This is a genomic window from Subdoligranulum variabile (genome assembly GCF_025152575.1).
GTDB lineage: Bacteria > Bacillota > Clostridia > Oscillospirales > Ruminococcaceae > Gemmiger > Gemmiger variabilis.
In genome coordinates, this window is sequence record NZ_CP102293.1 from 1,993,929 (window position 1) to 2,018,990 (window position 25,062).

Annotated in this window: 13 protein-coding genes; 9 read left to right on the top strand and 4 right to left on the bottom strand. The window is 64.0% G+C overall.

What is annotated here, in order from left to right:
• Positions 1-37: 37 nt before the first annotated feature.
• From NQ490_RS09430 to NQ490_RS09440, 3 genes are read right to left on the bottom strand one after another with little or no spacing between them, the layout of a single operon-like run.
• A complete protein-coding gene (locus NQ490_RS09430) occupies positions 38-1,360 on the bottom strand; it encodes an apiosidase-like domain-containing protein (RefSeq protein WP_007045502.1) in 1,323 nt (440 codons plus the stop codon).
• Positions 1,361-1,370: 10 nt separating this feature from the next.
• Entirely contained in the window at positions 1,371-2,810 is a 1,440-nt protein-coding gene (locus NQ490_RS09435) for a 6-phospho-beta-glucosidase (RefSeq protein WP_040917358.1), read from the bottom strand.
• Positions 2,811-2,838: 28 nt separating this feature from the next.
• Positions 2,839-3,846, bottom strand: a complete 1,008-nt coding sequence (locus NQ490_RS09440) for a LacI family DNA-binding transcriptional regulator (RefSeq protein WP_040917359.1) — start codon at positions 3,844-3,846, stop codon at positions 2,839-2,841.
• Between the two features lie 199 nt (positions 3,847-4,045).
• Here NQ490_RS09440 and NQ490_RS09445 point away from each other — a divergent pair, with 199 nt between their 5' ends.
• From NQ490_RS09445 to NQ490_RS09480, 8 genes are all read left to right on the top strand, one after another.
• Positions 4,046-5,428, top strand: a complete 1,383-nt coding sequence (locus NQ490_RS09445) for a PTS transporter subunit EIIC (RefSeq protein WP_040917360.1) — start codon at positions 4,046-4,048, stop codon at positions 5,426-5,428.
• Between the two features lie 88 nt (positions 5,429-5,516).
• Positions 5,517-6,773: a prolyl oligopeptidase family serine peptidase gene (locus tag NQ490_RS09450; protein WP_007045507.1), complete on the top strand. Its 1,257-nt coding sequence runs from the start codon at positions 5,517-5,519 to the stop codon at positions 6,771-6,773.
• Between the two features lie 18 nt (positions 6,774-6,791).
• Positions 6,792-8,198, top strand: a complete 1,407-nt coding sequence (locus tag NQ490_RS09455) for an L-fucose/L-arabinose isomerase family protein (protein WP_040917361.1) — start codon at positions 6,792-6,794, stop codon at positions 8,196-8,198.
• A complete protein-coding gene (locus tag NQ490_RS09460) occupies positions 8,195-9,031 on the top strand; it encodes a transketolase (protein WP_007045509.1) in 837 nt (278 codons plus the stop codon). Before NQ490_RS09455 ends, NQ490_RS09460 begins: the two co-directional genes overlap by 4 nt.
• Positions 9,024-9,959, top strand: a complete 936-nt coding sequence (locus NQ490_RS09465) for a transketolase family protein (RefSeq protein ID WP_007045510.1) — start codon at positions 9,024-9,026, stop codon at positions 9,957-9,959. Before NQ490_RS09460 ends, NQ490_RS09465 begins: the two co-directional genes overlap by 8 nt.
• A complete protein-coding gene (locus tag NQ490_RS09470) occupies positions 9,956-11,473 on the top strand; it encodes an FGGY family carbohydrate kinase (protein WP_007045511.1) in 1,518 nt (505 codons plus the stop codon). The genes NQ490_RS09465 and NQ490_RS09470 overlap by 4 nt, the downstream gene beginning before the upstream one ends.
• A gap of 10 nt (positions 11,474-11,483) precedes the next feature.
• Positions 11,484-13,847: a phosphoketolase family protein gene (locus tag NQ490_RS09475; RefSeq protein ID WP_040917362.1), complete on the top strand. Its 2,364-nt coding sequence runs from the start codon at positions 11,484-11,486 to the stop codon at positions 13,845-13,847.
• Positions 13,848-14,379: 532 nt separating this feature from the next.
• Complete coding sequence (locus NQ490_RS09480; protein ID WP_259951184.1) at positions 14,380-22,959, top strand: ZmpA/ZmpB/ZmpC family metallo-endopeptidase-related protein; 8,580 nt, start codon at positions 14,380-14,382, stop codon at positions 22,957-22,959.
• Positions 22,960-23,040: 81 nt separating this feature from the next.
• On the opposite strand, the gene NQ490_RS09485 is transcribed toward NQ490_RS09480, so the two are convergent.
• Positions 23,041-24,402 carry an MATE family efflux transporter gene (locus NQ490_RS09485; protein ID WP_040917364.1) on the bottom strand — a complete coding sequence of 454 codons (1,362 nt, stop codon included), beginning with the start codon at positions 24,400-24,402 and terminating at the stop codon, positions 23,041-23,043.
• A 204-nt stretch (positions 24,403-24,606) separates the two neighbouring features.
• Between NQ490_RS09485 and NQ490_RS09490 the strand changes: the two genes are divergently transcribed.
• Complete coding sequence (locus NQ490_RS09490; protein WP_007045517.1) at positions 24,607-25,047, top strand: MarR family winged helix-turn-helix transcriptional regulator; 441 nt, start codon at positions 24,607-24,609, stop codon at positions 25,045-25,047.
• The last annotated feature ends 15 nt before the right edge of the window (positions 25,048-25,062 follow it).

Consider the following 25,062-nt stretch of genomic DNA (forward strand, 5'->3'; position numbering starts at 1 on the left):
ATAGCCCGGCACCTCTGCAGGAGGTGCCGGGCTATTGTCATGCGCGGGGGTTGGCGCGGAGAATCAGCAGCGCGTCTTCATAGAAGGGATGCATCCCCAGCCGGGTGGTGCCGTCCGCCTGCACGTCCAGGGACACCGGTGCCCGGGTCCCGGCGCCGGAAAGGTCCAGCGCTTCGGCGGTGTACCCCGACCAGTCGCCCTGCAGCGGCAGCGGCGCGTTCACCGGCAGGTAGATGACGATCTCCTGTCCCCACCGGGCGGCGCGCACCTGGGGCGTGTAGGCGGCCAGGATCTCCTGGCAGGGCTCCGGCAGGGCGGGGGCGCGTTCCAGCCAGAAGCGGCGGGCAAAAGCGTAGTCCGCCGCCCCGGGGAAGGTCAGGGCCTTGTCCCAGGAAAGAGCCCGCAGGAAGCCCTCGCCGAAATGTACCGGTTCCTCGCCGGGATGGCGGATCAGCTGCTGGGCGGGGGCGTTGTCCCGCTGCCAGTTCCAGACGCCGTGGGCGCCGTAGGTGATGCCCGCCGACGCCCCGGCCAGCAGGCTCTGCCAGAGGGCCCGGCGGGTGTCGGAACGGCGGAACCGGCCGTACTCCTTGTGGCTGAAGCCCATCTGCTCGTAGCAGGGCTCGGAATTGATCACCGGGCGCCGGGGCGTCCGGGCGGCAAACTGTTCGGCCAGGGTGAAGGTGCAGTCCTGCCCGGCGCGGTTGTGGCCGGACTGGTAAAGGTAGAAGTCGGCGTGGTCGGCAAACCAGTCGGGCAGGTCGGCGCTGCGCCCGCAGATGTGGTAGGCCTTGGGCAGGCCGGGGCCGTACTGCTCCACCAGCTCGGTGACCTGCCGGTAACGGGTGCGGGCGGCCTCACTCTTGAAGTCGGTGTCGCCGCTGACGATCCACACCGGGTTGAACTCCCGGAAGGTCTCGCAGACGGTGCGCACCACCGGCTCCACCAGTTCTTCCGGCAGGACGTTGTCGGGGAAGATGTGGGAGGCCCAGGTGTCGGGCACATAGTTGCACCACATGACCACCAGTGCCAGGGTGAAGCCCTTGTCCACGGCCCGCCGGCACATGGCCTGAGCGTGGGCAAAGTAGGCGGGATCCGGCCGGGTGAAGTCGTAGCGGATGCCGTCCTCCGTGGCGAAGGGATGGCGGGTGCGGGGGGCGCCGCAGCGGTCCCACTGGGTCAGCGTGTTGAGCTGCAGCACCGTGAAGCCCTGCTCCGCCCGGCGGTCCAGATAGTGGTCCCACTCCTCGTCGGTGATGTTGGTGAAGGCACTCCAGCAGGTGTCGGCCAGCCAGAAAAAGGGCGTGCCGTCCCGCAGCAGCGTGCGGTGGTCGGAATGGACGGTGATCGGTCCGTGCATGGTTGCCTCCTCAGTCCAGGTCGGCGCCGTTGGTGGCGATGACCTTCTTGTACCAGTAGAAACTGTCCTTGCGGCGGCGTTCCAGCGTACCGTTGCCGTCGTTGTCCTTGTCCACGTAGATGAAGCCGTAGCGCTTCTTCATCTCGCCGGAGGAAGCCGACACGATGTCGATGGGCCCCCACATGGTGTAGCCCAACACCGGCAGGCCGTCCTCGGCGATGGCCTTGCCCATCTCCCGGATGTGGGCCCGCAGATAGTCCACCCGGTAGGGGTCGTGGATGGAACCGTCCGGTTCCACCTTGTCCACAGCGCCCAGACCGTTCTCCACGATGAAGAGCGGCTTCTGGTAGCGGTCGTAGAGGGTGTTCATCGTGACGCGCAGGCCGATGGGGTCGATCTGCCAGCCCCACTCGCTGGCCTGCAGATGGGGATTCTTCAGCGACATGATGGCCGCATTGCCCGGCTTTTTGTATTTTTCCACCGTGGCGGGGTCGGCGGAGGTGCAGCGGGAGGAATAGTAGCTGAAACTGATGAAATCCACCGTGCCCCGGCGCATCTCGGCCAGGTCCTCCTCGGTGCAGTCCAGCCGGATGCCGGCGCGCTCCATCCGCTTCCAGGCCCATACGGGGTAGCTGCCCCGGGCCTGGGCGTCGATGAAGAAGTAGTTGTCCCGGTCCGCTTCCATGGCGGCGTAGACGTCCTCCGGCGCGCAGGTGAAGGGATAATACTGCCCGGCGGCCAGCATGCAGCCCACCATGCAGTCCGGCATCAGCTTGTGGGCCAGCTGCACGGCCTTGGCGCTGGCCACGATCTCGTAATGGGCGGCGCGGTACTTGACTTCCGTTTCGTTCTCGCCCTCTTCAAACAGGATGCCCGCCCCCATGAAGGGCATGTGCAGCAGCATGTTGATCTCGTTGAAGGTCAGCCAGTATTTGACCTTGCCCGCAAACCGGGTGAAGATGGCCGTGCAGAATTTCAGGTAGGCGTCGATCATCCGCCGGTCCTTCCAGCCGCCGTACTTCTTGATCAGGTCGATGGGGGTGTCGAAGTGGCAGATGGTCACCAGCGGCTGGATGCCGTGGCGCAGGCATTCGTCGATGACCTGCTCGTAGAAGGCCAGGCCCGCCTCGTTGGGGGTGTCGTCGTCGCCGTGGGGCAGGATGCGGGTCCAGGCGATGGAAAGCCGGTAGCATTTGAAGCCCATCTCGGCAAACAGGGCGATATCCTCCTTGTAGCGGTGGTACATGTCGATGGCCTCGTGGGCGGGATAGCTGTGGACGTCGTCGGGGGCCAGCATCCGCAGCTTGCCCCGGGCTACCGGCATCCGGTCGGGGCCGTAGGGGATGACGTCCACGGTGGACAGTCCCTTGCCGTCCGCCTGCCAGGCGCCCTCGCACTGGTTGGCGGCGGTAGCGCCGCCCCACAGGAACCCTTCGGGAAAAATACTCATGATATAATCCTCCTTATCGTAATCCGGGTCAAACGGAAGCACGTTTGACCAGTTCGGTGGAAACTTCGATGCGCAGACTGTGGGGCACCGGGTCATCCAGCAGATAGAGCAGCTGCCGGGCAGCCACCCGGCCCATGTAAACCCGTGGAATGCTGATGGTGGTCAAAGGGGGCTCCACCAGGGCGCTCTCAGAAATATTGTCAAAACCCACCAGAGCTATATCCTCCGGAATCCGGTAGCCGCAGCGCCGCAAAGCGCGCATGACACCAATGGCAATCAGGTCATTCTCAGCAAAGTAGCAGCTGGCCAGCGGATCTTTACGGGCCAGAATCTCCATCATGTCTGCTTCAGCGCCTTCGATGGTCGGGGTCAGTTCATGGACGATGCTTTTGGCCGGATGCATTCCGTTGCTGCGCAGGGCATTCTGGAAACCCTGCCAGCGTTCGTCAAAATTACGCAGAGGTACAAAGGATTTCAGGTAGCCGGGCTGGGTCATCCGGCGGTTGATGAGGTAATCCGTTGCCAGATAGGCGCCCTGAATATTGTTGATCAGTACGCAGGTGCAGTCCAGCGGCTCTAGGTTGGAATCCACCACGACCACTGGCACCGAGAGGGAAAAGAACAGCTGGGCGATTTCCGGCTCGATTTCAGTGCCCAGCAGGATGATGCCCCGGCAGTCCGATATCCGCAGATCGGTGATCTGCTGTTTCAGATCCATCTGCTGGGCATAAAATTGCAGCACTTTCATGCGATATCCCTGACTCTGGCACTCCTGCATGGCGCCCCGCAGAATGTCGTCAAAGATGGGAGAATACTGCAAAATTGCGGAGGACGCCTGGAAACAGATGAAATAGATGGTACCATGTTCTTCCGCTTTTGAACTCAGGCGGGAAAAATCGTAGCCCATCTGTTCGGCGGTCTGGTAGACCAGCTTGCGGGTGGCATTGCTGATGCCGGGGCGGTCATTGAGTGCCATCGAGACCGCAGCCGGTGAAAGATGAAGGCGACGGGCAATTTCTTTTGCAGTAACAGACATTTTGACATCTCCTCCGGAAATGTGATTCTTTTAAGCGTATTGTACTGAAAATGAATTGAAAATTCAATATGTTCAGTTGATTATTCAGTAAAATTTCTGAATAATTCATTGCCATTCAGTTGAACGCCCGATATACTGAGTACAACAAATCCAGGCCGGCGCCACGGCCGGCGGGAAGTTTGTGAAGGAGGAAAACATAATGGCAAAGGATTATGATGCGTTGGCACGTTCTGTCGTCGAAAAAATCGGCGGTGCAGAAAACATCCAGTCGGTGACCCACTGTGTGACCCGACTCCGGTTCAAGCTGCGGGACGAAAGCAAGGCCCAGACCGCGGATGTCAAAAAGATTAAGGGCGTCGTAGCGGTGGTTCAGGCCGGCGGTCAGTACCAGGTGGTCATCGGCAGCGACGTGGATGACGCCTACCAGGCAGTGGGCCGCATTCCCGGAATTCAGCTGGACGGTGCGGTGGACGTTGTAGAAAAAGACGATCTTCCCAAGGAAAAGAAAAGCGCCCTGAACGTTGTGGTGGATACCGTTTCCGGCGCTTTCATGCCGCTGCTGCCGGCCATGATGGCGGGCGGTCTTCTCAAGGCCCTGTGCGCCATGGTTTCCACGTTCGGGCTGGTCAGCACGGAAAGCACGACTTATACGATCCTCTACGCGTTGGGTGACGCTTTCTTCTACTTCCTGCCCATTCTGCTGGGTGCCAGCGCCGCCAAGAAATTCGGCGCCAATCAGTTCCTGGGCATGTTCGTGGGTGCGGTGTTCCTCTACCCGCAAATCACCGAACTGCAATCCAGTGGTGCGGCGGTGGACTTCTTCGGCATCCCGGTGGACCTGATCAGCTATCCGCAGACGGTGCTCCCGGTCCTGGTGGCCTGCCTTCTGCTGGCCTTTGTGGATAAGAGTCTGCGCAAATTCATGCCCAAGGTCATTGCCAATATCTTCGTACCGGTCCTGGATATGTTGATCACCGTTCCCATCGCCCTGATCGTGATCGGCCCCGTGACCGACGCCATCGGTTCTGCCATCGCCAGCGGAGTTTCCTTCCTGATCACGGTGGCACCGCCGGTTACCGGTTTCCTGGTGGGTGCGTTGTGGTCGCTGATGATCATGCTCGGCATGCATATGCCGCTGGTCATGATCGAGGTCAACAACCTGATGACCACCGGCCATATGCTGATGCTGCCCGTTACCTTCCCCTGCACCTTCGCCCATGCCGGAGCTGCCCTGGGTGTTGCGCTGCGCACCAAAAACAAAGACCTGAAGGAGATCGGATTCTCCGCTTTCAGCTCCGGTATCCTCGGCACCATCTCGGAACCTGCGATCTACGGCGTCAACCTCAAGTATAAGCGGCCCTTTGTGTGCGCCAGCCTGTTTACCGGCGTCGGCGGTGCTATCATCGCGGCTTCCGGTGCAGACTGCATCATCAATCTGGGCACCATCAGCATCTACACGATGCCCGCTTTTGTATCGCTGCTGCCCGGCGGTGTGGGCATCCTGATCGGCGTGATAGTCGGTCTGGTGGGCAGTGCCGTCAGTGCATACCTTACCTTCAGCGACAAACTGATTGAAGAATAAATCTGCCGGCATCCTTGTACATCTGCAAACTTTACCGACGCCGGGCCGCTGCGCCCGGCGTTTGGCATCAGACAGGAGATTCTTGCTTATGGCCAACTATAAAACAGTGACCCGTATGACCGATACGGGCCCATACATCGAAAAACTGATTCTGGACCTGGGCCGGGAAGCCGGAGCCAACGATCTGAGCCCCGCAGGGTTCCATGTGCACGTCACCCGTTATGAAAAGGACGGCACGATTCTGATGCGCAAGGAGCGCGGTGCCGACAAGGCGCTGCCTTCCCTGGGCACTGTGACGGTGCGCGTGGCCTATCCCTGCGATGCAGAGGGCAGACGGCTGCTTAGCGGGTGCTTTGCAGCTCTGGAACTGGAGGAGGAGCGGCTGAACAAACGCATCGAAGGCAGTGTGCTCGCAAGCCGGTATATCCGCAATGCCTACCGTGTCACTCAGATCCGGGATTTGCCGCCCCGGGAGGAAGGCGGCGTAGCGCTGAGCGGTCTTGTGTTTGACACCTGCACAGAAGATCTTTGCCCGGCGCTGGAAGGCTGGACCAACGGGGAAAATACACTGCGGTACGGGGCCTATACACCGGCACAGGCAAATGGTGGCGAGAAGCTTCCGCTGCTTGTCTGGCTGCATGGCGCGGGGGAAGGCGGCGACGATCCGCTGGTGGCCTATACCGGCAACCGTGTCACGGCACTGTCCAGCCCGGAAGTGCAAACCAAACTGGGCGGTGCGGCCTGGATCCTGGTGCCGCAGTGTCCCACTGTCTGGATGGACGATGGACGGGAACAGCTGAGCCACGTCAACCAAAGCATCTACGTGAAACCGCTCAAGGCCTGCATTGACGCCTTTGTGGAGCAGCATGCCGACAGCATTGACCGCGACCGTATCTGGGTGGCGGGCGTTTCCAACGGCGGATTCATGACGATTCGCATGCTGGCGGATTACCCGGGATTTTTCGCTGCGGCCGCTCCCGGATGTGAGGCTTTTTTTGAGGAAAACCTTACCGACAGCGTTCTGGATGCCGTACAGCAGACTCCGCTCTGGCTAACCCATGCGAAGGGTGATGAACTGGTGGATCCAACCCAGACGTCGCTGCCGCTGTACCGCCGCCTCAAGGACCGTGGTATGGAAAACCTGCATATGACCTACTGGGATGAAGTGGTAGATCCCACCGGTCGGTACCGGGAAGCTGACGGACGCCCGCGCAGCTATTTCCGGCATGGGGTGTGGATCCTGATGCTGGATGATGCCTGCCGTACCGATCTGGACGGCAGCCGGGTCCTGTGCGACGGCGTGCCGGTCACTCTGTGGGAGTGGATGGGCAAGCAGCGCCGATAATTGTTGGAGGAAATACAGATGAAACCGATCAAACTGGCCTATGCGCCCACCCGGCGCAGCATCTTCTCGGCGCCCGACGCCGTCAAGTACCGCAACCTCACGGCCCAGCGCCTGCAGGAGCTGGGGGTGGACTTTGTGGACATCACCGACATCAACGAGGAGGGCCTGCTCTACTGCGAGGAGGACCGCCTGAAGATGCTGGAAAAATTCCGCGCCGCCGGCGTGGATGGTCTGCTGCTGGCCCACTGCAACTTCGGCACCGAGTATCTTTGCGCCCGGCTGGCCAAGGACCTGGGGGTGCCGGTACTGCTGTGGGGCCCGCTGGACGAGCGCCCCGAGCCGGACGGCACCCGTCTGCGGGACACCCAGTGCGGTCTGTTTGCCACCGGCAAGGTGCTGCGGCGGTTCGGCGTGCCCTTTACCTACCTGACCAACTGCCGCCTCAGCGACCCGGTCTTTGCCCAGGGCGTGCGGGATTTCCTGGCGGTCTGCAACGTGGTGCGCACCTTTAAGAAGATGCGCATCCTGCAGATCGGTCCCCGGCCCTTTGATTTCTGGTCCACCATGTGCAACGAGGGCGAGCTGCTGGAGCGGTTCGGTGTGGAACTGGCGCCGGTGCCGCTGCCCGAGCTGACGGCGGAGGTGAAAAAGGCGATCGCCGACGGCACCGAGGTGGAAAAGACCATGGCCTACTGCCGGGAGAAGATGGAGGTGGAGGTCACCGACGACCAGCTGCGCAACATCGCGGGGCTGGCGGTGGCCATGCGGCACCTCATCGCCAAATACCACTGCCAGGCGGGGGCCATCCAGTGCTGGAACGCCCTGCAGGGCGAGCTGGGCATCATGCCCTGTGCGGCCAACGCCCTGCTCAACGACGAGGGCATTCCCATCGTCTGCGAGACCGACATCCACGGTGCCATCACGGCGCTGCTGGTGGAGGCGGCGGCCAACGACGACACCCGCAGCTTTTTTGCGGACTGGACCATCCGCCATCCCGACGAACCCAACGGCGAGCTGCTGCAGCACTGCGGTCCCTGGCCGCTGTCGGTGGCAGGCTGCCGTCCCCGCATCACCTACCCGCTGGCCTTCGACTGCCCGGGTTCGCTGACCGCCGAGGCCAAACACGGCGAGGTGACGCTGGCCCGCTTTGACGGCGACAACGGCCAGTACAGCCTGCTGCTGGGCAACGCCGAGGGCGTGGACGGTCCCAAGGGGATGGGCACCTACCTCTGGGTCAAGGTGGACAACATCAAGCGGCTGGAAGCCAAGCTGGTGGAAGGCCCCTACATTCATCACTGCGTCGGCATCCACAAGGATGTGGTGCCGGTGTTGTACGAGGCCTGCAAGTACATCGGCGTGCAGCCCGACCTGTATGACCCCATCGAGGAGAAGATCAAAGCCTACTGGAGAGGAGAATCGGTATGACCACACAGGAACTGGAAGTGCTGAGCTGGAAACTCCGCCGTGACGTGGTGGACATCATCATGGCCGGCGGCGGGGGACACATCGGCGGCGATATGAGCGTGCTCAACGCGCTGCTGGTGCTCTACAAGAATCATCTGCGCATCACCCCGGCCACGGTGGACGATCCCGACCGGGACCGCTTCGTGCTGAGCAAGGGCCATTCCATGGAGAGCTACTACGCCGTGCTGGCGGACTGCGGCTTCCTGGACCTGGAGGACATCAAGGCCCGGTTCTCCAAGTTCGGCTCGCCCTACATCGGCCATCCCAACAACAAGCTCTGCGGCATCGAGATGAACTCCGGCTCCCTGGGCCACGGCCTGCCGGTCTGTGTGGGTATGGCCCTGGCGGGCCGGATGGATGGCCGCAGCTACCGCGTCTACACCATCATGGGGGACGGCGAACTGGCCGAAGGCTCCGTCTGGGAGGGCGCCATGGCGGCGGCCAACTACGGGCTGGACAACCTCTGCGCCGTGGTGGACCGCAACCGGCTGCAGATCTCCGGCAACACCGAGGACGTCATGAAGCAGGACAGCCAGGAACAGCGCTGGGCTGCCTTCGGCTGGAACGTCATCAGCGTGGACGGCAACAGCATCGAAGCCATGGATGCCGCCTACACCGCTGCCAAGCATCACAAGGGCCAGCCCACCGTCATCATTACCAACACCACCAAGGGCTACGGTTCCCCGCTGATGGAGAACAAGGCCGGCTGGCATCATCACCTGCCCACCGCCGAGGAATATGAGCAGATCCTCGCGGATTTTGCCAAACGAGAGGAGGCCGCCCGTCATGTCTAACACCATTCCCAACCGCCAGGCCATCTGCGACACGCTGCTGGCCCGGGCTGCCCAGGACAAGAACATCGTCGTGCTCTGCAGCGATTCCCGCGGGTCCGCTTCGCTGAGCCGTTTTGCCGATACCTACCCCGAACAGTTCGTGGAGGTGGGCATCGCCGAACAGGACCTGGTGTCCATCGCGGCGGGCCTGGCCCACTGCGGCAAAAAGGCCTTTGCGGCCTCGCCCGCCTGCTTCGTCTCCACCCGCAGCTATGAACAGGCCAAGGTGGACTGCGCCTACTCCAACACCAACGTGACCCTCATCGGTATCTCGGGGGGCATCAGCTACGGCGCACTGGGCATGAGCCATCACAGCGCCCAGGACATCGCCGCCATGGCCGCCCTGCCCAACATGCGGGTCTATCTGCCCAGCGACCGTTTCCAGACGGCCAAACTCATCGATACCCTGCTCCAGGACGAAAAGCCCGCCTATCTGCGGGTGGGCCGCAACCCGGTGGAGGACATCTACACTGCGGAAAACTGCCCCTTCACCATGGACAAGGCCACCTGGCTCTGTGAAGGGGAGGATGTAGCCATCATCGCCTGCGGCGAGATGGTCCGCCCGGCGCTGGACGCCGCCGAAGCCCTGCGGGCGGAGGGCATCTCCGCCACCGTGCTGGATATGTACTGCGTCAAACCCCTGGACGCCGACGCGGTGATCCGCGCCGCCCGGAACGCCAGGGCCGTGCTGACCGTGGAGGAGCACGCCCCCTACGGCGGCCTGGGCAGCATGGTGGCCCAGGTGGTGTCGGCCAACTGCCCGCGCAAGGTGAAGAACCTCAGCCTGCCCGACGCTCCGGTCATCACCGGCACCAGCAAGGAAGTCTTTGTCTACTACGGCCTGGATGCCGCAGGCATCGCGGCGGCCGCCCGGGAGCTGATCCGATGAAAGGCTGTATCCTGGCCATCGACCAGAGCACCCAGGGCACCAAGGGGGTCGTCTTCGGCCCCGACGGCGCGCTGCTGGCCCGGGCAGACCGTCCCCACGCCCAGAAGATCGATGCCAACGGCTGGGTGGAACATGACCCCGAGGAGATCCTGCGCAACACCCTGGCCGTGGCCCGGGACGCCCTGGAAAAGGCCGGCGTGGACCGGGACGGTCTGGCGGCGGTGGGGCTTTCCAACCAGCGGGAGACGGTCCTTGCCTGGGACAAGATCACCGGCAAACCGCTGTACAACGCCATTGTCTGGCAGTGCGGCCGGGCAAAGGACCTCTGCGAGGAACTGTCCGGCGCCGCCGCCATGGTGCAGGACAAGACCGGCCTGCCCCTTTCGCCCTATTTCAGCGCCCCCAAACTGGCGTGGATGCTGCGCTTCGTGCCGGCGGTGCGCGCCGCGGCGGACGCCGGGACCCTCTGCTGCGGCACGGTGGACAGCTGGCTGCTCTGGAACCTGACGAAAGAGCAGGTCCTGCGCACCGACTATTCCAACGCCAGCCGCACCGGTCTTTTCAATATCCACACCCTCTGCTGGGATGAGGAACTCTGTGCCCTCTACGGCGTGCCCCGCGCCGCCCTGGCCGAAGTCTGCATGTCGGACTCGGTGTTCGGCACCACCGACCTGGGCGGTCTGCTGGACCGTCCGGTGCCGGTCTGCGGCGTGCTGGGGGACAGCCACGCCGCCCTGCTGGGCCAGGGCTGCTTTGCCCCGGGCAGCGTCAAGGCCACCTACGGCACCGGCTCCAGCGTCATGATGCAGACCGGCGACGCCTGCACCCGCAGCCCCGGCGGGCTGGTCACCAGCCTGGCCTGGGGACTTTCCGGCAAGGTGGCCTATGTGCTGGAAGGCAACCTCAACTATACCGGCGCCGTCATCAGCTGGCTGAAAAAGGACGTGGGCCTGCTGGAGACCGACGCCGAGAGCGAGCAGCTGGCCCGCCAGGCCAAGCCCGGCGACCGCACCTACTTCGTGCCGGCCTTCACCGGCCTGGGCGCCCCCTACTGGGACAGCGAGGCCACCGGCCTGCTGACGGGAGTCACCCGCACCACCGGCCGGGCCGAGATCGTCCGGGCCTGCCTGGACAGCATCGCCTACCAGATCACCGACCTGCTGCGCCGGATGCAGGCTGACGCCGGTCTGCCCCTCACCGAACTGCGGGTGGACGGCGGCCCCACGGCCAACCGCTACCTCATGCAGCGCCAGAGCGATCTGGCGGATCTGCCCCTGGCGGTACCGGCGGTGCAGGAGCTTTCCGCCCTGGGGGCGGCCCGGGCGGCCGCCCAGGCGGCGGGGGTCTGCCCCTGCGGAGAATTCGGCCGACCGGCCTATACCTACTATCGTCCCGCGATGGAACCGGCAACCAGGCAAAAACTTTATGACGGATGGCTTGACGCCGTGCATCGCGCGCAGTATCATGGAAGAGGAAAACAAGGCCCGGTATCAACCAAGGACCGAATTTATTGAGAAAGGACAGATGATCATGAACAGCACCGACCTGAAAAAGATCGACGCCTACTGGCGTGCTGCCAACTACCTGGCAGCGGGACAGCTCTACCTGCTGGACAATCCTCTTCTGCGCCGTCCGCTCACCCGCGACGACGTCAAGAAGAAGATCGTCGGCCACTGGGGCACCGTACCCGGTCAGAACTTCGTCTATGTGCACCTGAACCGCATCATTAAAAAGTATGACCAGGATCTCATCCTGATCTCCGGCCCGGGCCACGGCGGCAACTTCTTTGTCGCCAACGCCTACCTGGACGGCACCTACAGCGAGGTCTACCCCAACATCAGCCGTGATGAAGAGGGTATGCGCCGTCTGTTCAAGCAGTTCAGCTTCCCGGGCGGCATCTCCAGCCATGTGGCGCCCGAGACCCCCGGTTCCATCAACGAAGGCGGCGAGCTGGGCTATTCCATCGCCCATGCCTTCGGCGCCGTCTTTGACAACCCCGACCTGATCGCCGCGGTCACGGTGGGTGACGGCGAGGCCGAGACCGGCCCCCTGGCCACCAGCTGGCAGTCCAACAAGTTCCTGAACCCCAAGGGCGACGGCGCTGTGCTGCCCATCCTGCACCTGAACGGCTACAAGATCTCCAACCCCACGGTGTTCGGCCGCATGACCCACGAAGAGATCGAGCACTTCTTCCTGGGCTGCTCCTGGAAGCCCTACTTCGTGGAGGGCGACGACCCCATGACGATGCACGCCAAGATGGCCGAGACCCTGGACACCGTCATCGAGGAGATCCACGACATCCAGCGCCGCGCCCGCGCTGGCGAGGAGATGGGCCACATCCAGTGGCCGATGATCGTGCTGCGCACCCCCAAGGGCTGGACCGGCCCCAAGGTGGTGGACGGCAAGCCCATCGAGGGCACCTTCCGCGCCCATCAGGTGCCCATCGACATCACGGTGGGCACCCCCAACCAGGAAGAGCACCTCAAGCAGATCGAGGAATGGCTGCGCAGCTACCATCCCGAGGAGCTGTTTGACGAGAACGGCACCCTGATCCCCGAGCTGCAGGAACTGGCGCCCACCGGGGACCGCCGCATTGCGGCCAACCCCCACGCCAACGGCGGCAAACTGCTGCGTGACCTGCGCACCCCGGACTTCAAGGATTACGCCATCGACCTGCCCGCCCCCGGCAGCGTGGAAAAGCAGGATATGATCGAGCTGGGCGGCTACATCCGCGACCTGTTCCGCCTGAATGCCGATGCCAAGAACTTCCGCATCTTCGGACCGGACGAGACGATGTCCAACCGTCTGTACAAGTGCTTCGAAGCCACCAACCGCGACTGGAACTCCACCGTGGTCCCCGGCGACGAGTTCCTGGCCAGCGACGGCCGCATCATGGACTCCATGCTGTCCGAGCATATGTGCGAGGGCTGGCTGGAAGGCTACCTGCTCACCGGCCGTCACGGCTTCTTCGCCTCCTACGAGAGCTTCATCCGCGTGGTGGACTCCATGGTGGCCCAGCATGCCAAGTGGCTCAAGGTCTGCAACCAGCTGCCCTGGCGCCAGAGCATCGCTTCGCTGAACCTGATCCTCTCCTCCAACGTCTGGCAGCAGGACCACAACGGCTTCACCCATCAGGATCCCGGCTTCCTGGACCACATCGCCAACAAGAAGGCCGACGTCGTCCGCCTGTACCTGCCGCCGGATGCCAACTGCCTGCTGTCCTGCTTCGACCACTGCATCCGTAGCCGTGACTATGTGAACGTGCTGGTCACCTCCAAGCATCCCCGGCCCCAGTGGCTGACCATGGAGCAGGCCGTCAAGCACTGCACCCAGGGCGTGGGCATCTGGGAGTGGGCCTCCAACGATGCCGGCCAGGAACCCGACGTGGTCATGGCCTGCTGCGGCGACACCCCCACGCTGGAGACGCTGGCTGCCGTCAGCATCCTGCGCAAGGCCCTGCCGGAGCTGAAGATCCGTGTGGTCAACGTGGTGGACCTGATGAAGCTGGAGCCTGCCACCAAGCATCCCCACGGCCTTACCGATGCCGACTATGATGCGCTGTTCACCAAGGACAAGCCCATCATCTTCGCCTTCCACGGCTATCCGACCCTCATCCACGAACTGACCTACAACCGTACCAACCGCAACCTGAGCGTCCACGGTTACCAGGAGGAGGGCACCATCACCACGCCCTTCGACATGCGCGTGCAGAACGAGATCGACCGTTTCCATCTGGTCAAGGACGCGGTGCTGCATCTGCCCCAGCTGGGCAACCGCGGCGCCTACCTGGTCCAGCAGATGAACGACAAGCTGGTGGAGCACAAGAACTACATCCACGAAGTGGGCCAGGACCTGCCCGAGATCCTGGACTGGAAGTGGGAATCCTGATCGCTGTACCCTGCCCGGTGCAGAACTGATCGGAACACAAAACCGGCCATCCGGAATGGATGGCCGGTTTTTTTTTGTGTTGGGCGGCGGATGGGCAAAGTGTAAAGATTTTCTTGCGTTTTTTCTTATTTTTAAGAGAAAATCTCAAAAAACTATGATTTTATAACAAAAAAGTTCCAGCGGCTTGACACCTGTCCGACGGTATTGTATACTTTGACCAGTCTGGCGTGCGGGCAAACCCTAGTACTTTGCTTGCACGCAACTACGAAAAAAATCCAAGGATGCGGCGGTGCCGGCCTTGCCCGGTGCCGCCGGTGGAAAACAGGAGGACCCGGTCTGTGGGGCCGCGGGCATTTTCCCTGTCCGGGTGAAGAGGAACTTGAAACCGACAGCGATCGGCGGCGAGCCCCGCAGACCTTCTCCCGGCGGGGAGCAGGCCGCGGTACCCGGACACAGGCAAGCCCGGACCCCAGGGGGGCCGGGTGTTTTTTTGCGCCGGGTATGGGACCCGGGGTGCGAAGAGGAGGTTTGTATGAAACGAATGCGGAGGCTGCTGGGAGCGGTGTTCCTGGCGCTGACCCTGTGCGGCGGCTGGACCACCGCGGGGGCGGCGGAACTGGACCGCGGCGTGCTGCAGGTCAGCCAGGGCTGGGTGCGCAAAGGGGAGACGGTGGACGTCACCTTCTCGCTGGACGGCGCCCGGGACATCCAGGACGGCATCAACGTCCTGATGGGCACCCTTACCTATAATCAGGCGGTCTTCCAGCCGCTGACCGCCGCCGACATTGCGGCGGCTGCGGACTGGGACGACGTCTACTATAATCCCGACACCGGCCGTCTGCTGGTCATCAGCCGGGCCGGGGACAGGGACGGCGGCGAGGTGTTCCGCTTCAAGCTCAAGGCCAACGCCAGCCTTTCCCCGGCCGAGACCGCCATCGCCTTCTCGGAGGTCCAGGCCTCCGAGGGGCAGGGCGACCTGCAGCCCGACGCAGCACAAGTGCCGGTGCAGGTCATCTCGGACCAGGTCTCCTCCGGCGGGGGCAACCCGCCCGCTGCCGGGAACGGGGACGCCGCGGCGGAAAACGCCGGGCAGGCCCCGTCTGCCGGAACGCCGGCCCCCACGGCGCTGCCCGCGGTCACCCCGGTCCCCACGGCCGGCACCGCCGCCGGCGGCACCGCGCCCCAGGCCACCAAACGGCCGGGGGCCACTGCCATGCCGGATGAAGCGGCGGAACCCACCCCCACGCCGGCGCCCATCGCCACGCCCACGGCGGCCCCGGCAGCCACCGCGGCGCCCGCCACCCAGGAGAGCGCTCCCGCTCTGGGCATCGACGAGGTGCCCCCGCGGGACCGCACCGGCTTCCTCATCGCCGGGGGCATCGTGCTGCTGATCCTGCTGCTGGTGCTGCTGGCCACCCGCAAGGGCTGGCTGGGCAGAAAGGCGGGCCGGATCCTGGCCGCGCTGCTGGCGGTGGGGCTCATCGCCGTGGTCTGCGGCGGCATCGTCTACGGCCTGCAGAAAAAGGGCGATCTCAACGACGACAGCCAGGTGGACTACGCCGACGTGGCGATTTTTGCCCGCCACCTGGTGGGGCTGGATTCCATGGACACCCCCCAGCGGCTGGCCGCGGATATGGACTCCGACGGACAGCTGACCGCCACCGACCTGGCGCTGCTCATCCGTGCGGTGGAAAAGACCGTGCGGTACGAGGTGACGCTGACCTCGGCGGCGGAAAACCGCTTTTTTGAAAAGAATCAGCCTGCGCAGCTCACCTTCCAGGCCCAGGTGACCTATGACGCCGCCATCACCGACGTTGTCGTCAACGGCCGGAGCTACCCGGTGGAGCGCAGCGGCAACCTCTATACCCTGACGCTGGACAGCGGCGCGGCGGCCGGCGTGCTGCCCTGCCGGTTCACGGCGGTGACGCTGGCCGGCGGGCAGGAGGTGGCGGTGGATTTCACCGAGAACATCGAGGTGCTCAAGGACATTCCCCGGGTGGAACAGTACACCATCGAGGACCTGGTGGCCTCGGCCCAGATGCAGGCCACCTTCACCATCCAGGACCCCGACGGCGCCCGCACCGGAGCCACGCTGGAGCTGACCCGGGAGGGGGACGCCGGGGTGGAGGTGATCCAGACCGAGACGCTGCAGGCGGGGGAGAACACCGTGGTGCTTAACGTCCCGGAGGATACCGACTGCCGGCTCACCATCTGCCTGCCCTACGACCGCACCACCGGCGAGATGCCGGAAAGCGGCACCGACTACACCGGCAGCACCGGCCTGCAGAAAGACGTCCGGTTCCAGATGGATTACGGTTTTGCCTTCGGGGAGCTGGCCACCCTGCATGACGGGGGGGCCCAGGACCGTTTCGGCAAGCATCAGGCCATCACGCTGCAGTTCCGCAGCACCAACCGCACGGACTTTGTCCCCGCCACCCTCACGGTGGACGGCGCCGACTATCCCGTGGAGGCGGCCGGCGAGGACGGCCTGTACCGGGTGACGCTGCCCGGCTTTGCCGAGAGCGGCGCCCGGACCATCACCGCCCAGCGGCTGGTGCTGGAAAACGGCAAGGCCTTTGCCCTGGACGGCCAGACCGCCGCGGTGGAGATCCAGAAGGAACTGCCCACCGTGGGGGAGGTGACCTTCCAGGAAGAGGAAGCGGGCAAACGCATCCGGGTCTCCTTCACGCTGAACGATCCCGACAACGCGCTGGCCAACCGGAAGCTGGTCATCAAGGACGCCGACGGCGGTGTGCTGAAAGAAGTCTCCTTCACCGGCAACGCCTTCGACGGCGCGGTGGAGCTGGACGGGACACTCACCGGAAACTACACAGTGGAGGTGGTGGCCGACTGGGACCTCTCCATCAACGGCAGCGCCCCGGAAACCGACTGCCTGCTGGGCAGCCGGACCTTCGAGGCGGTACCCCGGGTGGTGATCGCCGACTTTGCGGCGGACCAAACCTATTATGAAAAGAACGCCTGGGCGGTCCTGACCTGCCGCCTGGCCACCAACCGCCCCCACGGGGTGGAGACCCTCACCGTCAACAACCTGGACCTGCCGGTGCAGGAACGGGAGGACGGTCTGTGGCAAGTCAGCCTGCCCCTGGGCAGCCAGGCGGGCCCGCAGACCCTGGCGCTGAGCCAGGCCGTCCTCACCGACGGCACCGTGGTGCAGGTGGCGGACCGGCAGACGGTGGAGGTCCTGCGGGACCTGCCTTCCCTGGGAAGCTACGAGTCCTGGGACGACTTTGAAAAGAGCCAGGTCCATCTCTCCTTTGTGATCCGGGACCCCGACGGGGCCCTCACCGGCGGCGCGGCGGTGCTTATCGCCGGCGAGGACGGCCAGCAGGCTGCCCGCCAGGAGATCACCGCTTCCGGCGAGCAGACGCTGGTCCTGCCGGTGACCGAAGGCAAACCCTACACCTTCACGGTGACCCTCACCGCCGCCCGCAGCACCGACGGCACCCAGACCGCCGAGGAAACGGTGCTGTCCTGCCCCATCCAGATGATCCGGGACTACGAACTGGAAGTGTCCGCCCTGACGGCGGTGGATGCCGACGGCGCCGGGACTGCCTATGTGGAAAAGAATGCGCCCTTCACCGTCCGGTTCACTTCGCAGAACAAGACGCAGTTTGTGCCCCAGACCCTGGTGAGCGGCGAGACCGAGTATCCCCTGACCCCCGGCGAGGAGGGCAGCTACACCCTGCAGCTGACCGCCGGCGGCCAGGCGGGACCGGCGTCCTTCACCGCCGATTCCCTGCGGATGAACAACGGCAAACAGGTTCCCATCGACGGCGGCCGCACGCTGGCCTATGAAGTGCTGCGGGATGCCCCGTCGGTGACGGATTTCACCCACGAAAAGACCGAACAGGATACCCTGCGGGTGCAGTTCACCCTGCAGGACGCCGACGGCGCGCTGGAAAGCGCCCGGGTGACCATTGCCGACGAGACCGGCCGCACGCTGCTGGACGAGGCGGCGGAGAGCGGCCCCAACGAAAAGACCGTGCCCCTGGGCACCGGCGAACACTACACCGTGACGGTGCGGGCCAGCTACGACCGGGATTCCGGCGCGCTGGGCGGCGATGCTAACCACCACACCGACGAAGAAATTTTCACCAGGGAGGTGGCTGCTTCCCGGGACGCCATCGAGCTCAAGGACGTGGAGAGCCAGACACTCTACCGTGCCACGGCGGAGGGCGTGGAGAAGGTGGACCGGCTGGACATCACCGACGGCCTGCCCGCCGACACCGAAAACTACTATGCCGTCATCGGGATGAAGGATCTGCCGGACTTCTACGCCGGCATCCGGGAATTCCGTCTGGACGAGGAAGCCCACCGGCTCTACGCCGTGCTGGACCGGGACAACCTGGTGGCCTGGCGGGCCGACGGCACCCGAAGCAACACCTACGCCTTCCCGGTGGCCTACCGCCAGGGAGACACCGACCACGCCCTCATCGAGAGCGCGGCGGAACTCTTCCGGCAGATGGCCTCCGACCTGGACGGCACCTTCACGCTGGACTGCGACCTGGATGCCGCGGGCATCACGGGCAGCTACGCCGTGCCGGGCACCTTCACCGGTACCCTCAACGGCAACGGTCATACCATCTACAACCTGCCTGCCGGCCTCTTCCAGAAGCTGAGCAAGGCCACCGTCACCGATCTGGTGCTGGAGGATGCGGCCGTCACCACCGATGCCAAGGGCATCCTGGCCGGTTCCATCGACGGCGGCGCCACGGTGGAAAAAGTCTTTCTGGTGGACTGCTCGCTGCGCAATGCCGCGGGCAACATGGTGGGCGGCTTCACCGGCAGCCTGACCAACGCCACCATCCGGCAGAGTGCCGCCATCAACCTGACCCTCCAGGCCGACAACACCATCGGCGGCATGGTGGGCCAGACCTATGCCGGCAGCCGCATCCAGGACTGCTACGTCACCGGCAAGCTGCAGGGCACCCGCGTCCACAACAATCTGGGCGCCCGGGTGGGCGGCATCACCGGCTGGCACAGCGGCACCATCATCGAGCGCTGCCTCACCAACGTTACCATCGCCGCCCCCAGCAAGACCGGCAACGGCGGCATTATCGGAGGTCCCAGCAGCGCCAACGGCAGCAAGATCAGCCATTGCGTCAGCCTGGGCGGCGGTACGGCCTACCGCATCGCCGGCTTCACCGTCACCCTGTCGTCGGCCGAGGAAGTCTACGAGTACGCCGCCTCCAACAGCACTACCAACCGCACCGACGGCAACGCCGACAAGGTCAAGGAGGTGTCGGAGCTCACCCGTGCCTTCTATGAGGACACTCTGGGCCTGCAGGACGGCGTGTGGTATCTGGATCTGGCGGGCGGGACCCGTCTGCCCAGCCTGGCGGGCGACCCGCTGCCCAAGAACGAGGCAGATGCCGAGATCGAAGCCAATGCCAACGGCATCCCCAGCTATCAGCGGCTGCGGGCCCAGCCGGACTACCGCGCTGACCGGGAGATCGCCTACGCCAACCTGTCCCGCTTGATGCCCTTTGCGGACACGGCGGACTGGGTGGCCTACGGCAACGCCCTGGCGTCGGACAGCACCCTGCTGACCCGCCCCATCGACTACATCCTGCCCCTGGACGGGGACGGCAGCCTGGTCACCGGCCTGGAACTGTCGGCCCCCGACGCGGTGCAGCGCATCCGGCTGGTCTACACCGACGGCGGCGCCGAGGAACTGCCGGTCACCTTCCACAAGACGCAGGACGACCTGCTGGCGGTCTACCGCCTGGGTGACACCGGCCTGAAGTACCAGTTCCGCGGCTACCTGAAGGATCTGTCGGGCCTGGGTCTGGACACCCTGGTCCAGACCACCTCCGCCCTGGACTACGACGGCGACATCGCCGCCCTGACCACCGAGACGGAGGGCCGTCTCTACCGCGACTACTACAATGACACCGTACATCCCCGGCTGGATTCGGTGCTGCGCAGCCTGGTGCTGTCCCAGCAGGAATTCCCGGCCTACACCGCCAGCCCGGCGGTGCAGCGGCTGGTGCAGCAGCGGCTGCAGGCCCCCGACCTGCTGACCCGGACGCTCTACGCCTACAACTACTACGACAAATGGTACAGCATCCATTTTGCCGGTGTGAAACTCAGCGACCTGCTCTTCTTTGCGGGGGACCTGGTAGCACCGGACCTTTCGGCCAAAACGCTCACCGACAGCCTGCTGAACACCACTTCGGCGCTGCGGGGCACCAACAAGACCTACGACTTCTACACCCAGGTCCTGCAGCCCTACACCAACCGGGAACTGCTGGACTTCCTGGCCCGTCTGGCCAAGGGCGCCGGCTACGACGACCCCAGCGACTGGTTCGCTGCGGAGTTTGACGGCATCCTGGTGGAACAGCCGGCCATCAGCCAGCGGGAGGGCATCGAGTACCGCATCTGGCACGCCTTCCAGACGCTGGGCAGCCGCCGGCAGATCGTTCTGCCCATTATGACGGCTCCCCAGCAGGATATGTATCTGCTGTCGGTACCCTCTCAGCTGATCATCGGCAGCATGAACCGCTACGGCACCTACGTCGACAAGGACGGCGGCGAGCGGGACCGCATGCGTGCCAATATCGAGAGCTACGCCCAGCGCTACGGCCATTTCTACGGCATCTCGGCCAACTGGATCACCAACGCACCGGCCATTCTCAACGGTTTCGTGAACATCCAGTATGACACCCGGTTCAACTTCCCGGCCAACTCCGTGACGAACCAGGGCGAACAGGTCCAGGGGGTGACCCAGGATCCCGTCATCAAGTGGGTGTACGAGGCCGTCGGTGCCTATTCCGACATGGGCGGCGTGGGTGCCTACGCCAACGGTACCGACGTCTACTGTGTGGCCTATCCGGCCATCGGCACCGACTTCACCTTCTATGCCCTGACCCATGAGACCGCCCACAACCAGGACGGCCGCTACTTCTACGCCGGCTACGGCCGCCGCAGCGGTACCGGTGCCGAGGCCCACGCCGACGGCAACATCGCCCAGCAGATCGAGGACGGCAGCATGGTGTTCAACATCTCCCGCATCTGCGATCCGGCCAGCGATGTGACCAACAATCTCAGTTATACCCGCATCGAGACTGCCGACCGGGTCAAGGACTACTACGCCAAGATGTTCGATACCTCCTATGTCATCGACTACCTGGCAGGGCAGGCCTTCCTGCGGCTGACACCGGAGGAGCAGGCCCGGGTGGCCGTGCAGGCCACCGAGGAGCCCCAGGGCAACTCCTTCCGCTCCATCTATACCCGTCTGACCGCCGACCAGCTCCGCGATATGCACCTGGAGTCCATGGCGGACCTGTGGGACAACCGGATCGCCGTCAAGACCCCGGGCAACCGGGCATCCGGCGGCGGCTCCTACGGCTACGAGAGCTTCTACGAGATCAACTGGTATCAGCCCCACTGCGACACGGGCGTCACCGACAGCCACTCCTTCAAGCGGCTGGGCCAGGAGATGCTGGGCATCGGCGGCTATGAGGACGGCTATGTGACCTACATTTCCGCCCGGAGCAAGACAGATCTGGAGGCACTGCGCACCATCACCGGCAATCCCGACCTCACCTGGCGGGACTACAAGCTGGGACGGTACGATTATGTGGCTGCCAATCTGGACAGCATCCCCTACTTTGAGCCGGAAGCGGTGATCCAGGCCTTTATGGAGGCCTTCCGCCAGGACAACGACAAGCGCGCCAGCAGCATCGCGCTGCAGCGCACGCTGTACGGCATCGTCAAGCGGGCCACCGGGGACTTTGTTACCGGCGGCATCTACGGCGTGGAGCCCACCCGCATCACCACGGCGGAACAGCTGGTCCAGGCGGTGGCGGACAATCCCATGGGCTACTACCTGCTGGAAAACGACATCGACTTCACCGATCTGTCCGCGGACCAGGGCGCATACATCGCGGCCCGGTTCATCGGCACGCTGGACGGCAACGGCCACAGCCTGACGGGGGTGTCCCACACCCTCTTCAAGGAGATGGTCTACGGCCAGATCCTCAACCTGACCATCCAGTCGCCCGCCTACAGCGGCGACGCGGCGGCTTACCTGGCCCTCAGCGCCAAGAACACCGTCCTGGAGAATGTCAAAATCGAAAATGCCGACCTCAACCTGCCGCTGGTCAAACAGAAATCCGGCGGTTACTACGAATGGGGCGAGGTGGGCACTACCATCGGCCAGAAGACCCTCTCCACACCGGAAGAACTGCTGGCCATCGCCGGGTCGGATACCGCCCGCAAGATGGACTACCGTCTCACCGAAGACCTGGATTTCAGCGGCATCGCCCTCAGCGGTGCGGTGGTGAACGGTACCTTCAGCGGCAAGCTGGACGGCGACGGGCACACCATCCGCGGCCTGACCGCGCCGCTCTTTGAAACGGTGGACGGCGCCGAGGTGAAAAACCTCACCCTGGCTGACGCGGCCCTCACCGGCAACGGGTACAAGGGACTGTTCTGCAATACCCTCATCGCCAGCCGGCTGGATAACGTCCGCATCACCGGCAGCTCCCTCACCAACAATTCCAACCAGGTGGGCATGGTGGCGGGGCTGATCCGCTCGGGCACCCTGACCCGCATCACCCTGGCCGACATCACCGTCGCCGCCAACAATACGGTGGGCGGTCTGGCAGGCCAGATGGACGGCACCACCCTCACCGACTGCCTGGTGACCGGCTCGGTCTCGGGCACCCTGAACAACAACCTGGGTTCCCGGGCCGGCGGCATCACCGGCTGGCTCACCAGCAACAGCACGCTGCAAAACTGCTATGTGCGGGCGCTGATCTCCGGCGCCAAGCCTCAGGGCAACGGCGGCCTGATCGGCGGTCCCAACGTGGGTAGCGCCATGATCTACGATTCGGTCAGTCTGTCCACCGGCCCCAATGCCTTCCGCCTCAGCGGATTCCCCATCCTGGGCGCGGCCCGGAACCTCTATGAGCTGGACAGCTCGGACAGCCAGACCAGCGTCACCGATACGAACACCGAACAGATCCACGCCATCTCCGAGGAGGAGAGCCGTGACCCCGCCTTCTACACCGGCCGTCTCGGCTGGTCGGAGGAGGTGTGGGACTTCGCACCGGTGGCAGACGGCGGCACGCCGCAGCTGCGCTGAGTTCCCCGTATCCCCCATAACACAGACCGCCCCGGTCCTGCTTTGGCAGGGCCGGGGCGGTTTTTTGGCTGTGAAAACAGGTCAGTGGACTTCTGCGCGGAAGATGCGCCGCAGCATCCACAATCCCAGGGCGCACAGGAACACCTCGGTGATGAGCTGGGCGAAAGGCAGCCCGTAGAGGGGATAGAAATGGTTGAGCAGGAAGAGCAGCGGAATCTCCAGCACCAGCTTGCGGCAGATGGCAAAGAACAGGGCGTTGCGGCCCATGCCCAGGGCCTGGAAGACGCCCACCGCCAGAAAGTCGGTGCACAGGAAGACAAAGCCCAGGCTCATGACCCGCAAGAACCGGGTGCCGTAGCCCACGATCTGGTCGCTGTCCATGAAGGCGCGGATCATGGCCGGGGCGCCCAGGAAATAGACCGCCGTCAGGAAGAGCATGGAGCCCACGATGATGCGCAGGGCAAAGAGGATGGCCTCCTTCATGCGGGCGCGGTTGCCGCTGGCGTAGTTGTAGCTGACCAGCGGCATGATCCCCTGGGAGAAGCCCAGGGACATCTGCATGGGGATCATGTAGAGTTTCTGGCTGATGCCCATGGCGGCGATGGCGGCGGCGCCGAAGGGGGCGGTGAAGTTGTTCAGCAGGGTGGTGCCGGTGACGTTGAGCAGGTTCTGGATGGAGGCGGGGATGCCCACGCCCAGGATGTCCCGCACCTGGCTCATGGTCAGGCGGCGGAGCATTCTGGGATTCATCGAGACGAAGGTGCTGCCCTTCTTGATCCGGGCCAGCACCAGGAAGTACAGGCAGGCGATGCAGTTGGACAGGAAGGTGGCCAGCCCGGCGCCGGCGGCCCCCATGTTGAAGCCCCAGGGCAGGATGAAGATGGGATCCAGCAGGATGTTCAGAAGGCAGCCGCTCATGGTGCCGATGCTGGCGTGGAGGGTGCTGCCCTCGCTGCGGACCATGTAGCTCTGCACCACGTTGAGGATGGCAGGCAGCGCCCCGCAGAACACCGTCCACTGCATGTAGCCCAGGGTGGCGTTCAGCGTTTCGGCGTCGGTGCCCAGCAGCGTCAGCAGCGGAGTACGGAAGAGCAGGCAGAGGGCGGAAAAGAGCAGGCCGCTGCACAGCGCGCCGTAAAAGCCGAAGGCCGAGCAGGTGCGCACCTCGTCGTAGGCCTTGCGGCCCAGGTTGCGGCTCATGGCGCTGGACACCCCCACGCCGAAGAGGTTGTTCACGGCGTTGAAGGCCAGGGTCACGGGGTAGACCAGGGTGACGGCGGCGTTCTGGACCGGGTCGTTGAGCATCCCCACGAAGAAGGTGTCGGCCAGGTTGTAGAGGATGGTCACCAGGGAACTGATGACGATGGGGGTGGAAAGCTGCAGCACGGCGCCGGGCACCGGCATGTGCTCAAACAGATATTCCTTGCTCTGGGGATTTTTCATGAACTTGGCGTCTCTCTCTTTTCTTTCGATGGAATCCACGGTCTTTCGTGTTTGTCTTTCAGTATACTATAGAATCGTCCTTCTGTCACTACCGCAAAAAAGGTGCGGTAAAAAAATCCAGCCAAAAGTTGACAAGGCAACTTCCGACTGCTATACTTGAAAAGTTGTAAACGCAACTTTTGAACAAAAGAGAGGGGGTTGTCCATGGTCGAGCGGTTTGAGCGGTTTTCCCTGGCCATCGCCGAAAGTTCCCGCTGCTGGCACAAGCTGGCGGGGGAGGAGATGAAGGTCTACGGCCTCAAGGGGGCCCACGCTACCTACCTGACCATCCTGCTGCGCCATCCCAATGGGGTGACGGTTCCGGAGCTGTGCGAGCTGACCCTGAAGGACAAGTCCGACGCTTCCCGGATGCTGGCCATCCTGGAGGAGAAAGGGCTGGTCTGCAAGCAGGGGGGCTACGGCGGCAAGGTGGTGCTCACCGAAACCGGGCAGAAGGCGGCGCGCCAGGTGCAGCAGCGGGCCTGCCGTGCCGTGGAGGAAGCGGGCCGGGACCTGAGCGAGGCGGAGCGGGATACCTTTTACCGGGCGCTGGAATCCATCACGGACAACCTCCGGCGTCTGAGTCAAGAGGGGATCCCCGGATAAGAGGAAAGTGGAAAG